This is a genomic window from Bradyrhizobium sp. NAS80.1, from assembly GCF_001908205.1.
Taxonomy (GTDB): domain Bacteria; phylum Pseudomonadota; class Alphaproteobacteria; order Rhizobiales; family Xanthobacteraceae; genus Bradyrhizobium.
Genome location: NZ_LGHL01000215.1, coordinates 1 through 11267 on the forward strand (window position 1 = coordinate 1; position 11267 = coordinate 11267).

The window sequence follows — 11267 nt, forward strand, 5'->3', positions numbered from 1 at the left end:
GCCCATCCCGGCTCACCCTTGAGGGGCGAACTTGTGTCGTCACGTTTCGCAGGGCCGGGCTTGCGGTGGACGCGGCAGCGTCGGGCGCGAGAGGCTAAGGGCAGGGCGGATTGCTCTCCGTGAGCCCGAGGCTTCGCGTCGACGAGCGGCGCTGTCAGGTTCGTCTCGCCAGCATTTCGATGGCAACGTGCACAACGCTATCGAACCCTGTGGCGCCAACGAACCGTGCGTACGGCAAAACCGTGTGGTTATGGCACTTCGCAATGAAAACAATGCGATAGGTTGTCTAACGGCTATAACGCGGGCATTGAACCATTTAGCGTTTTTCCGGCCTTGGCTAACGGTCTTAGCCAGGTCGCGCCCTGATCAACGCAAATCCCCAAAGTTTGGGGATATGAGTAGCCCGGTCAGCACTAAGCTGGCCGGGCTTCCTTTTGTTTCAGTGGTTACGTGGGCTGTAGAGGATCGGCAACTCTACGAGCAGCAGCGTTTGGGTTGATATCAGACCACTCGAAGTGTTTCGCCAGTGCGTCAAGTGACGGCCGTTTTCTCGGATCAAGGGGCAGTGAGAGCGCAGCTCCCGCAAGCCCTCCATACGTCGTTCCGACCAAACCCGCCGCAATAACGACCATCATCGTCGCCGGATCGACCGACATCAGACCCAGGTCAAAAAGCGAATGTATGTCTGCTCGCAAGAGCAAACCATTCTGCACATGGTCACTGTGATCGCCTCGATATGGGGCGATATGAGCGGCTTCGAGCGCTTCAACAGCGTCACAGCCCGTGATCGCACACGTGCCTCGGTAGGCCTCCAGCAGGGCCTTGCGGAATTTTGCTTGTCCCCGTCTGCGGACGACTTCCGCTATCGCTTTTTGACGCTGATCGGCCGCGCCCAAGTGATCAAAGTCCTGAACGACAGGAGAGGCTTCCGCTGTGGCACGGTCGTGAGCTGCGTCAGCCTGGTGGATGCTTCCCTCGCTAGAGAAGCCCTCCAGGATGAAGTAGCCATCTCTCCACTCCGAGACCGTAGCGAGGCCGAGAACTTCGTATTGCACGCCAGGCTTTGGCTTCGTCTGCAAGAGCACGCCGATGGGAACGCCATCGTCCATGCATTTGACTAAGCCACGATTGGTGGCCTCCCTGTCGCGCTGCGCTGGGTCCCGGTTCTCCTGGAAATAAGGATAGACCCAACTGCCGTCCGGACGCCGCTGCACCTCTTTGTCGGCATAAGGACTCTCTAAAGTCTGGCGCACGCTGAGCGCGTATTCCGTGTAGTGGGGCTTATAGATGCCCTTCGCCTGGTTCACTAGCCGGGCACCTTGGTCGGCGTGAGCCTGGATATCGGACCAGGTAACAGTTTGACCGGTATGATCTCGGAACCACCGGAGCGCCACCCCGTGCTCACCGGTCGCATTCGCAACAGCATCATTTAGATCGGACATCAAGAACCCCCCGAACCCGTATACCGCCCCGATCCGTCTGGGGAAAGTTGAAGCTTACGAAACGCACTGTTTGGCCGCTGGTGCGCGTTCGGGTCGGCCGGTGTATGGAGCGGCGGTAGCTCGGAAAAGCGCACTGCAGGCCTCGCGGCAAGGCGCGCGGCTGCAATCGGCTAGGACGGCAAAAACTGATTGATCGAAGCCAACAGGACTGAAAGCCCGGTGACGCCAGCTGCCCACTGATTGAGGTTCGAGGCTGCCCTCCATTTTCGGTAAAAGGGCATATCGGGGCTAGGAACAACGCTGTAGCCGAAGGGTCCCGGAGCGGGCTGCACACGGGCGGCCAAGAACCAAAGCATGGCGGCCACTAATCCCAAGACACCTGCGGCGACTTGAAGGAATTTCGACATCTCGCTCCCCGCTTGACTGGCTCCAGGGCCTGCGCCGCCATAGCGGCAACCCAGACTCACGATGACTAACGATTGGTACCCACTAGCGCGACCGCAGGTTGTGGTCTACATTTCTCGTGGGGCGAGGGGCATGGTGATCGACAATTCTTCTGAACGAAAACTCTTTCGCATCCTCAGCCTAGATGGCGGGGGAGCAAAAGGGTTCTACACGCTTGGTGTTCTAAAGGAAATCGAAGCACTTGTCGGTTGCCGCCTCTGCGACAAGTTCGACCTCGTCTATGGGACATCGACTGGCGCTATCATTGCCGCGCTGCTGGGCATCGGAAAGTCGGTCGACGAGATCGAAGAGTTGTATCGCACCCATGTTGTGACGGTGATGGCGCGCTTGCTGCCATGGAAAAAAACCGCTGCCTTGGAGGCGCTCGCATCGGAAGTGTTCGGTGATTTGAAGTTCGACGCATTCAAGACTGGCGTAGGAATTGTTGGGACGCGATGGCTGGAAGAGCGACCCATTATCTTCAAGACTGACATTAGGCAGGCCTTCCTCGGAAAAGCGACGTTTGAGCCCGGGTTCGGCTGCACTATCCGAGATGCTGTGGTTGGTTCATGCTCTGCCTTTCCCTTTTTTATGAAGAAGTTTGTGACCACCAGTCGCGGCGAGCGGATCGATGTACGCGATGGCGGCTTCGTCGCAAACAATCCTACGCTCTACGCCATTGTTGATGCCACCGAGTCGCTCGGCTTCGCTCGCAAGGATGTTCGCGTAGTGAGCGTCGGCGTAGGCGAGTACCCTTCTCCAAGATTGCCTGCTTGGAGCATCCGAAAATGGCTAAGCAAACTGCCGACCATGGTGTTCCTTCAGAAGACAATGGAGATCAGCTCGCAATCGATGGACCAGTTGAGAAAAGTGCTTTTTCGTGAGGTCGAAACCGTCCGTATCCATACGACGTATACGGAGCCGGAAATGGCGACCGACATGCTGGAGGTTGACCTGCAGAAGCTCGGGCTACTTTGGCAACGAGGACGAGACTGCGCGCGAGACGCTGAGGCTCGCCTGCGGGAGCTTCTGATCTGATTAGGAAACAAAATGATTGCGGAAAGTCAGCTTGACATCTGGGCGTCCCAAGGGCCCACGTCCCAGTTCACGGACACTTACGATCGCATCCGGAGCAACTTGCTCGACAAGGGAGTCCCATATCCTTTAGCCAAGACCGAGGTATTCCTGCAGGGCTCATACAAGAACGATACAAACGTCTATGGCGACAGCGATGTTGACATCGTTCTCTGTTACACCGGCGGCTTCTACAAGGACCTGAGCCGCCTTTCCGTCGAAGACAGGCGCGCCTATGACGCCCTGAGCAACGGCCCCGCGAAGTATGACTATGACGACTTCAAGCGGGACGCCGCGCAATACATCACGCGGCTCTACAACAGCGTGAATACTGGAAAGAAAGCACTGTACATCCCCGGCAATAACTCGGGGCGCAGAAACGCTGATGTGTTGATCGCTTACGAGTTTCGCCGCTACTATGCGTTCAAGTCTTGGCAGGACCAGCGCTTCGACGAGGGCGTATGCTTTTACCCGGCGGGCGGCTCGATGATCGAAAATTTCCCAAAGCTGCACGCGCAGAATTGCACAACCAAACACCAAAACACAAAAAGCTATTTTAAGCACATGGTCCGCATCTTTAAAAACATGCGGAACACGATGATCGGCAAAAACCTTTTAGCCAACGGTGTAGCGCCTTCCTATTTCATTGAAGGAATGCTCTACAATGTGCCGAACGATAAGTTCGGCGGCACCTATCAGGAGACTTGGATAAACTGCTTCAACCACATTGTTACGGCCAACCGCGACCAGCTCGTTTGCGCAAATAACATGCATTGGCTCGTGCGCGATAATTCTCCGACATCGTGGCCGATCGCAAACTTCAACGCCTTCACAGCTGCACTGAAGAAGTACTGGGAGAGCTAACCCCCGTTTGGCCTACCGACTAATACATACTCACACGCCAACGGCGTCCCTGACGAGCGCTGGGTCCATAATCTTCAACACTTTGAACGATACCGGTGAATGGCTTGACCGTGTCCTCCAGCACATCGACACCGGACACGGTGATGGGCTTCTGCTCGTTTCTGGACTCGTGACAGCGCTTTGCTGACTGTTCGTCAGATACATAGAACTGGTTCACCGGGGCTTCCCTTTTCTCATATGTTGGCAGTGCCAGCGTAGTTTGCGATGAGATCATCATCAGCCCGCTTGGTTATCGGAAAGTTATCCGCTCTGGCCTGTCGATCAGGCCCGTTCAGCCCCGATTACCGGCTGCGAAGGGCCGCATGGGCCGCGCTATGGGCGGAGCTCGGCGAGAAGCGCCACTCGGCGAAGAAAACTCTTTCTGGCGGTTTTTCGCAATGTGCGGCCGCCAAAACGGAAGCGCCGCCGCGCTCCGATGAGCTGGGGTCCTGTAGTTTCGGACCCGCCCCTCCCGCCTGACACCCACAGCCAGGTACTTGGCCCGTTAGCTCGGGAGTTTGTTTGGCCAGAGACGCTTATCTCTGAGAAACGCTTGAGCGCGTTCCGCCGCGTTGCGGACGCCGGTCGCGGCGCTCTTCGGCGGGGTCCAGAAGTGCTCGTTGACCGCCTTGCCGGTTAGTTCTTTGAAAATCTGATCGTCAGAAGGAGCGCCTGGTTCGCGAGGCCCTAGTAGGGGTACCGCATCACTCAATTGCCGAAATGCGCCGAGCGAGATGATTTCATCGTTCGTGATGGTTGTCTCTTCAAGCACCACCTCTTCTTGTGTGCCTTGCCATTTTTCAATGCCGCGAAACTGTTTGTCTAATTGCTCAGCTGTGACCCTTACGGTCTCCATGAAGTCCGGGTCGGCGTAGAGCGCGGTCAAATTAAGGATGACATCGTCGGCAGCGGGATGGCGCGCGAAGATCATAAGGACCTTTCCTCGATCTTGATCGCTTTCACGAAATTTTTCCGCAACTTGCTGCGACACTGTCCAGGAGGATACGGCTTCCGGAGTAACGCCGACGGCCATACCTATCCCATGTAGGAAATTCACGCGCACTTGCCGAAACACGATTGGAGGAGGCACGCGATACTCCGCAGGCAAGTGGCTGCTTGCGTGTCGCAGTCGCCGCGCTTTGCTTTCCTTATTTTTTGATCCGGCCTGCCAACTGTCGAGCGCGCGAATTAAGGCTGGCGGATAAAGGTCAGGTCGAGCGGCCATCTCGTGAGCAAATCCTACGCGGGATCAAAATATTCTTCGAAATCTTCAAAATCGTCTCGCGCAAATGGGCACTAGACGTCGGATCTGGTTTCACACTACAACGTGATTTCCGATGCGTCGAGGGCTCAAGAACGTGGGCTCGGAGCTCTAAGGTCGTTCGCCAGGCGCTTCACCATCTGGTCGCGCTCCGTTATTGCACCAACCTCGACATCAGTGGCAGTTCGAGAATGTCTTTGCGATCAGGGTCGACGGTTTCAGTGACCTTGATCCGCAGCTCCGCGACGCGCGTCTCCAGCTTGACCTGCGCAAGTTTCAATTCGCGGTTTTCCGACGTGACGTGCGCCAACTCGCCTTCGAGCGCCTCGATGACGGTGTTGGTGGCACGCGCCAGCTCAAGCACCTCAGCTTCAAGGCCAGCGATCCGCTGTTCAGCCGCAGCAACAGCGGCGATCTCGGCACGCTCCATGCGGTCGCGCTCGCGTTCGACAGCAAACAGCGCCTCTTGCTGTTCGAGTTCGCGCCTGTCGCGCTGGTTGCGGGTCTCGACGCGCGGCTCGAAACTGGCGGCGATCTCGACAGCTTCTGCATTTTCCAGGTCCAGGCGCGGACCAGCCAGCGCCGCGTTGACGCGCCGCAGCGTCTCATGGCTCTGAGCGATGATCTCGGCGGCTTCTTCCGGCGTGAACTTGCTCATGGCTCGCCTCACCAATTGACATTTGTGACGTACTGCGCGGCACCAGGCGCGACGCACCACGCGGCCCTGGCGCGCACGCGAACGGCGATCAGATAGGATTGAAAGAGGCTGGTGCTCGGCGCAGCTACAGCACCGTCGCTGCCGACGATTTCGGCCGGATTGGTTTCTCGATGCAGCGTCGCTTCCTTGCTGGTTTGGATTTCCGGTGGGCCTTGATAGGCCGACGCAAGGCCCGCAGGCGCGATAGCGATCACGGTTTTAGCGGCCACGCCAAGGCTCGGGATTGCATTGGTGAAGCCAGCGTAGTTCAGCCACGTCACTTCGCGCGGACCAGCGATCAGCACCGCGTCGCTCGGATCGATGCCCGCCGCGCCGATGGCCCCGACAAGATTGGCCACGTCGGCGGTGATGGTCTCGGCCAGGAAAGTTGCGGTCGCGGCTGGCGCGGTAGCTGTCACGCCATTGAGCAATCCCGGTGGCCGGATCAGGTTGCCTGGATTGAAATCGAAAGCAATGGTGTCGATGCTCTTGTTCGTCGCGTCGGCCAGCACACGCCCGACAACCGCCGATGCATTCTGCGGCGAGCTATTTTCCAGTTCCTCGCTGACACCGGCAAAGACTAGAATTTTCCGCGCGGGTCCTAACGCGTTCTTGAGGAACGACCATTGCAGCACGGGACCGGGCGCGCCTTCGGCGACGAACACGGGCGACGGCGGCAGGCCCGCAAGGTGCGGAAGGCCGATTTCGTGGATGCCGGACAGATCAAGCCGCAACGCGCTCGGGTGATCGAACAGCTTCCACGCGGCGCTGCCTGGAGCGAGCGAGCGGAACGCGGCGACCATATCGACGGGCGGGAAGTCCGCCGTGCTCGTCGGCGACACGGCGGATTTCAAGATCACGGCGGCGCGTGGATCATGCGGCCAGTTCGCCTTGAGGATCTTCTCGGCACTGCGCTGGGGGGGAGCTGAGCGCCTGGGCAGCCAGTGCGCGGCTCCAGGCGCGGTGTTCGAGGCGGGCGGCTTCGCGAAAGTCGGGCCGCAGGGGGATCGGTGCATTCATGGCGAACCTCGTTGATCGGGGCCATGATCGCACGAGGGGAAGACAGCGGGTGGGTATGCGTCCCGCTATTTTCGGTCACACGTTTACGGTTCATACTGCCCCGCGCGGGCAGTATGAAACCGCAAGGACGGTCGCGTCGGAGCGCGTCACGCACTGGCAACGTTTCCAGTATGGAAGGCAGGCTCACTGCGAATTCCGCAGATAGGGCCGCCCCAGCTTTCACTGCGAACGTTTGCAGTGAGGATCGGACCTACACCACCAAGCACGGATGATCTTCATACTGGGAATTTTCCCAGTATCGAAGCCGAACGCAGTGCGGTGCGAGGGTCTATCTTGGGAGATCCCAAGATGCGGGACCCATCTGGCGAATTCTCCAGATGAACCCTCGCGGTCGACAGGACCGAGACGCGCGGCAGCTTTCGCGGCAAACCGAAAGGAAGCGGATCATCAGGCGGGCCCATTGTTGCCCCGCCAGATGGAACGCCACCCCCTCAAAGAGCTTGCGTCGAGAAAAATGCACCGACCGCGCTGGCGGGGCGTGTACCGGGACCGCATCGGCCTCGGTAGTCCCCACCGCTGAAGCGCCTGCAGCGCACCGAAAAGCCAGGGCGGATCTGGCCGGGCCCTTAGTGCACCATTGTCACAGACTCATTTCAACGATGGGCCGCAGCGTCGGCGAGCATCCGCTCGATGGCTTCACTGATCTCGCGCCGGTCATGGACTTCACGCGGCGGCAGCCAGCCCGTACGGACCAACAGGTCAACAACCTGGCTGTCGAACTCGATCTGTGCCGTCATCTTTCCGTCGCGCTGGCGCTGCCGATAGCGGGCCTTGCGCCGCGCCCGTGCCAGCTGCGCCCGGGTTGCGCCGGGGCTGGTGCTGCGGTGGGGCGGGCGGTCGAGCATGGTCAGTCTTTTTCTTCTGCGCGCGCAGAGAAGTTCCGCCTTCGGCGGATAGTAAGTCTTGGGTTCTTCCGCGCTTTCGCGCGGGTCGTCCTCGCTTCGCTCGGCGCTACCGCTTCGCTACGCGGACACTAACTGTCAGCGTGCCCCTTTCCCGTGTCACATGACGGTTGGTGAACGGAAGGCGGGGCACACTTCGCCCTTTGGGGGGCGAAGCGTTGTCTGGCATGACGGTCGGAGCCACGGTGCGCAGACACACTGGATCGGCGAGCTAAACTGTTTCTGGACAGCTTTGCGCCGGGGTCAGCCGGTCGGCGCTCTCGCTACTTCATCTGGCGGCGGGGGCGGCGCGGCCGATCCAGTGGCCACGCGTCCCGTGCGGCTCCTCTGCGGGCCGCGTCCTTGCATTTTCTTGGCGTTAGGGTGTCCCGCATCAGCTTTGGCTAAGCTCGCGGACCCTACCCGATAGACGGGATGGCCATGTTCATGGCCCGTTACGCTAGGCGTCACGGGCCGTTACGGTGCAGGTCTCGGCTTCTGTTACGGTCACGTCCTCCGTAACGACTTCCGCCTTGCGCGCCCTGTAACGGCGCATGCGTTCGGCGGCGGTTGGGTCGGAGGACCGCTTCGGCGGCGGCTCGGATGCGTCGGAAGGGTGCGTCGGCGGCGCATTGGCCGTGTTGCGCTGCGCCCGTTGCGACCAGTAGTCTTTCAACGCGAAAGTCAAAATGTCGGTGAAGTGATCGATGTAGGCGCAGCCGACGAAGATCTTGGCCTCTTCGCCATAGCTGTCGGTCTGCACGAGGACTAGGTCGCCGTCCTCGATCTCGACGCGGACCTCATCCTGCTGGTGCAGCAGAAAATAGGTCTTGTGGTTTTCGTCGCGCGGATCGGTCATGTGCTCGGTCTTTCGCGGCTTTTCAGCCGGTGACCGAGCTGCTAAAAGGAGTGGCCTTGCCAGGTCCGACTTCTTTACTCGGTCGGGAAAATAGCGACGCCGCCCAGGGGGGCGGCGTTTGCTTCAGGGCTAGGCGGTCTCCTCCATTGCCGCTTCGCGTGCAGCGATCCGCTGATCAATCGTCGCGGGGCGGCCGCAGATCAGGCCGCGCATTTTGAACAGCCCAAGCTCGTGCTTGAGCCGATAGACGGCTTTCCATTTTTCTTCGTCATCGAAGATGTATCGGGCAAGCGCCCGTGCGCCGAAAATGAGGTCAAGGCGGCGCTGTTCGTGGGACCTTTTGGGCATAATCAGGCTTCCTCCAAAAAAGGAATAGTGAAACGTACATTACTAGAATAGTAAAAGCAATATTGACTTGACAGTATTGGGCTGCCCGAGGGAAAATGCGGGAAACCTCGGCAAAGGCTGGCAAATGCCCTTCACGACGACCTACGCAAAGCTGGAGGCGGCGCTGGTGCGCCTGCACGGCATCCCCACCGATCAGGTGCCAGCCTTCCGCGCCAGGTTCGGTGCCCTGCAGCGCGGCGGCTTGTTCGGCAACGACCGGCCTGGAAAGGGCCGCAAGCTCGAATACACGCCGGACCATTTCCACCGCGCGGTAGTGGCCTTCGAGCTTATTCAAGCGGGCATTGCGCCGGGCGTGATCCTGCGGCTGATCGAGGAACACTGGGACCGTCTGAGTGCAATCGTCATGAAGGCCGAGAAGGCCAACATGCGTCATTCGGCCGAAGACAAGGCGAATGACGTGGTGCTGGCTCTTAGCTTGTCCCTGATCGATCAGGACGCGGTTGAAGCGATCAACAGCACGACACGGGACGAGGTCGGGCAGATGGTCATGCTCATGCTCGACTCGCGCTTGCTGCTGGTGAACCTGTCCGCGCAGCTTCGGCGGTTTCACAAAAACCTTGCCGTCCTCCACATGCAGCCGGACGAGTTGTTCGAAATCGCTGAACAGGCGCGGAAGAAGACGGGAAAACCCGCGAAGTGATGGGAGAGATATTGTGTCGCGAAAGGTCGGTGACAACTGCACGTTTCGGCAGCGGGACGTGAAGGAAGCAATCAAGGCGGCCCGTGCTGCCGGGCTTGAAAATTTCCGGGTCGAAGTTGATCAGGCGACGGGCCGGATCAGTGTGGTGACGATGAAGCCGGATGAGACGGTCCAGAAGGGGGACGACGAGTGGGACGACGATCTTTGAAGCTGCCGCACGGCTGCAAACGCTACGTCGACCACACCGGCGTGGTGCGCACCTACTATCGCCACACCTCGCCGCCTACGGCATTGCCGGGGCTGCCGTGGTCGCCCGAGTTCATGGCGGCATACGAGGCGGCCAAGGCGCGCGGTGACCGAGCCGGACCGGTGACTATTGGCGCAAGCCGCACGATGCCTGGCACCGTCAATGCGGCGCTCGTGAAGTACTATGCCTCGGATGACTTCAAAAACATGACGAAGGACGTGCGGCAGCAGAACCGTGGGTACCTCGAGAAATGGCGCGCCACGCGCGGCGACAAGAAGCTGCGCGGCTGGAAGCACGAACACGTTCAGGGTTTCATCAACAAGTTGGCGACACCGCACATGCAGCGCAACAATCTGCGTGCGTTGCGTCACTTCGCGAGGTGGGCGAAGCGCGAGCGGCTGCTCGATGTCAACCCGACCGTCGATATCGAGAAGGCCAAGATCGTCAAGACCGGTGGCTTCCGCGTGTGGACCGAGACCGAATTCAAGACCTATGTGGCCAAGCATCCCATCGGCACCAAGGCGTACCTCGCTCTGCAGATCATGGCGTGCACGTCCTTCCGCCGATCTGACGCGGTGCAGATCGGGCCGCGCCATGTGCGCAAGACCGCTGCGCACCCGCTCGGCGTGATCGAGGACTATCAGCCGCAGAAGGGTCGCCGCACTGGCGGCAACCTGGTGACTGTGCCGATCCATCCTGATCTGGCGGCGGCCATCGCAGCCATGCCGATGGTCGGCGCTGACACGTTCTTGCTGACCGACTACGGCAAGCCGTTCACCGCGAAGGGCCTCGGCGCGAAGATGCGCGAGTGGTGCGACGCTGCCGGGGTGCCGCCGATGATTGACGCTGCTGGCAAGAGCAAGAACGTCGCCTCGCATGGTTTGCGCAAACTGTGCCTGACGCGGCTCGCCGAGACCGGCTGCAACGTCTTCCAGATCGCAGCGATCAGCGGTCACAAGGACTTGCGCGAGGTGCAGCTCTACGTCGATGCGTATAATCGAAAGAAGGCGGCAGCCGAGGCCATTGCCATGCTGGTTGAGGCACAAAACCGCAACGCGGTTTGTCTAACTTCCGAGGACAATTAGCCAAAAAGGCAAGAAACCGTTGTGAAAACAATGGTGATTTGCAGGGTCGCCAAGCCGTGTGGTCCTGGCCGTCGTTGCTACGGTCAAGCTCTTGCGGAGGTGTCAGCCGGCTCAACCGGGCGGGCTTTCACTGTTGATCGCGAGGCGAGGGAGGCCAGAGGGAATTCGGCTCCCGGGAGAGCGCGGCATAAGCCGTAAAGCCACTGCGCAGGGAAGGCCGTGTGTTGGGCTTCACCTGTCTGCCGC

General features: G+C 59.7%; 14 protein-coding genes. 6 read left to right on the forward strand and 8 right to left on the reverse strand.

Features of this window, described 5'->3' with window-relative positions; translation table 11 throughout:
- Window positions 1-446: 446 nt before the first annotated feature.
- On the reverse strand, window positions 447-1442 hold the full coding sequence (locus AC629_RS37260; protein ID WP_084809724.1) for an HNH endonuclease: 996 nt from the start codon (window positions 1440-1442) through the stop codon (window positions 447-449).
- A 537-nt stretch (window positions 1443-1979) separates the two neighbouring features.
- On the opposite strand from AC629_RS37260, the gene AC629_RS37265 reads away from it, so the two are divergent.
- Window positions 1980-2924 carry an anti-phage phospholipase gene (locus AC629_RS37265; RefSeq protein WP_084809725.1) on the forward strand — a complete coding sequence of 315 codons (945 nt, stop codon included), beginning with the start codon at window positions 1980-1982 and terminating at the stop codon, window positions 2922-2924.
- A 12-nt stretch (window positions 2925-2936) separates the two neighbouring features.
- Entirely contained in the window at window positions 2937-3824 is an 888-nt protein-coding gene (locus AC629_RS37270; RefSeq protein ID WP_084809726.1) for an anti-phage nucleotidyltransferase, read from the forward strand.
- Between the two features lie 19 nt (window positions 3825-3843).
- Here AC629_RS37270 and AC629_RS45985 read toward each other — a convergent pair whose 3' ends face one another.
- From AC629_RS45985 to AC629_RS37285, 4 genes are all read right to left on the reverse strand, one after another.
- Window positions 3844-4041: a hypothetical protein gene (locus tag AC629_RS45985; RefSeq protein ID WP_143199741.1), complete on the reverse strand. Its 198-nt coding sequence runs from the start codon at window positions 4039-4041 to the stop codon at window positions 3844-3846.
- A 327-nt stretch (window positions 4042-4368) separates the two neighbouring features.
- Complete coding sequence (locus AC629_RS37275) at window positions 4369-4896, reverse strand: hypothetical protein (RefSeq protein WP_143199742.1); 528 nt, start codon at window positions 4894-4896, stop codon at window positions 4369-4371.
- 382 nt (window positions 4897-5278) lie between these two features.
- Window positions 5279-5782 carry a hypothetical protein gene (locus AC629_RS37280; RefSeq protein ID WP_084809728.1) on the reverse strand — a complete coding sequence of 168 codons (504 nt, stop codon included), beginning with the start codon at window positions 5780-5782 and terminating at the stop codon, window positions 5279-5281.
- An 8-nt stretch (window positions 5783-5790) separates the two neighbouring features.
- The gene (locus tag AC629_RS37285; RefSeq protein WP_143199743.1) at window positions 5791-6486 is read right to left on the reverse strand and encodes a hypothetical protein; all 696 of its coding nucleotides are present in this window, start codon (window positions 6484-6486) and stop codon (window positions 5791-5793) included.
- Window positions 6487-6646: 160 nt separating this feature from the next.
- Between AC629_RS37285 and AC629_RS45990 the strand changes: the two genes are divergently transcribed.
- Window positions 6647-6856 (forward strand): hypothetical protein, encoded by a 210-nt coding sequence (locus AC629_RS45990; protein WP_143199744.1) that lies wholly within the window; start codon window positions 6647-6649, stop codon window positions 6854-6856.
- Window positions 6857-7494: 638 nt separating this feature from the next.
- On the opposite strand, the gene AC629_RS37290 is transcribed toward AC629_RS45990, so the two are convergent.
- The 3 genes from AC629_RS37290 to AC629_RS37300 all read right to left on the reverse strand — a co-directional run bounded on the left by AC629_RS37290 (window position 7495) and on the right by AC629_RS37300 (window position 8989).
- Complete coding sequence (locus AC629_RS37290) at window positions 7495-7746, reverse strand: hypothetical protein (protein WP_084809730.1); 252 nt, start codon at window positions 7744-7746, stop codon at window positions 7495-7497.
- 496 nt (window positions 7747-8242) lie between these two features.
- Window positions 8243-8641: a hypothetical protein gene (locus AC629_RS37295; protein ID WP_084809731.1), complete on the reverse strand. Its 399-nt coding sequence runs from the start codon at window positions 8639-8641 to the stop codon at window positions 8243-8245.
- Between the two features lie 129 nt (window positions 8642-8770).
- Window positions 8771-8989, reverse strand: coding sequence for a hypothetical protein (locus tag AC629_RS37300; protein ID WP_084809732.1), 219 nt, complete (start codon window positions 8987-8989; stop codon window positions 8771-8773).
- Between the two features lie 124 nt (window positions 8990-9113).
- Between AC629_RS37300 and AC629_RS37305 the strand changes: the two genes are divergently transcribed.
- Genes AC629_RS37305 through AC629_RS37315 form a run of 3 tightly spaced genes read left to right on the forward strand, consistent with a single transcriptional unit; the run spans window position 9114 to window position 11021 of the window.
- Complete coding sequence (locus tag AC629_RS37305) at window positions 9114-9689, forward strand: hypothetical protein (protein ID WP_084809733.1); 576 nt, start codon at window positions 9114-9116, stop codon at window positions 9687-9689.
- A 13-nt stretch (window positions 9690-9702) separates the two neighbouring features.
- Window positions 9703-9897 (forward strand): hypothetical protein, encoded by a 195-nt coding sequence (locus tag AC629_RS37310; RefSeq protein WP_084809734.1) that lies wholly within the window; start codon window positions 9703-9705, stop codon window positions 9895-9897.
- Window positions 9894-11021, forward strand: coding sequence for a tyrosine-type recombinase/integrase (locus tag AC629_RS37315; RefSeq protein WP_084809735.1), 1128 nt, complete (start codon window positions 9894-9896; stop codon window positions 11019-11021). The genes AC629_RS37310 and AC629_RS37315 overlap by 4 nt, the downstream gene beginning before the upstream one ends.
- Window positions 11022-11267: the final 246 nt, after the last annotated feature.

Bases quoted from the DNA above. Each gene is read 5' to 3' on its own strand.
- AC629_RS37260 (WP_084809724.1), bottom strand. From the start codon at position 1,442: ATGTCCGATCTAAATGATGCTGTTGCGAATGCGACCGGTGAGCACGGG.
- AC629_RS37265 (WP_084809725.1), top strand. From the start codon at position 1,980: ATGGTGATCGACAATTCTTCTGAACGAAAACTCTTTCGCATCCTCAGC.
- AC629_RS37270 (WP_084809726.1), top strand. From the start codon at position 2,937: ATGATTGCGGAAAGTCAGCTTGACATCTGGGCGTCCCAAGGGCCCACG.
- AC629_RS37275 (WP_143199742.1), bottom strand. From the start codon at position 4,896: ATGGCCGTCGGCGTTACTCCGGAAGCCGTATCCTCCTGGACAGTGTCG.
- AC629_RS37280 (WP_084809728.1), bottom strand. From the start codon at position 5,782: ATGAGCAAGTTCACGCCGGAAGAAGCCGCCGAGATCATCGCTCAGAGC.
- AC629_RS37290 (WP_084809730.1), bottom strand. From the start codon at position 7,746: ATGCTCGACCGCCCGCCCCACCGCAGCACCAGCCCCGGCGCAACCCGG.
- AC629_RS37295 (WP_084809731.1), bottom strand. From the start codon at position 8,641: ATGACCGATCCGCGCGACGAAAACCACAAGACCTATTTTCTGCTGCAC.
- AC629_RS37300 (WP_084809732.1), bottom strand. From the start codon at position 8,989: ATGCCCAAAAGGTCCCACGAACAGCGCCGCCTTGACCTCATTTTCGGC.
- AC629_RS37305 (WP_084809733.1), top strand. From the start codon at position 9,114: ATGCCCTTCACGACGACCTACGCAAAGCTGGAGGCGGCGCTGGTGCGC.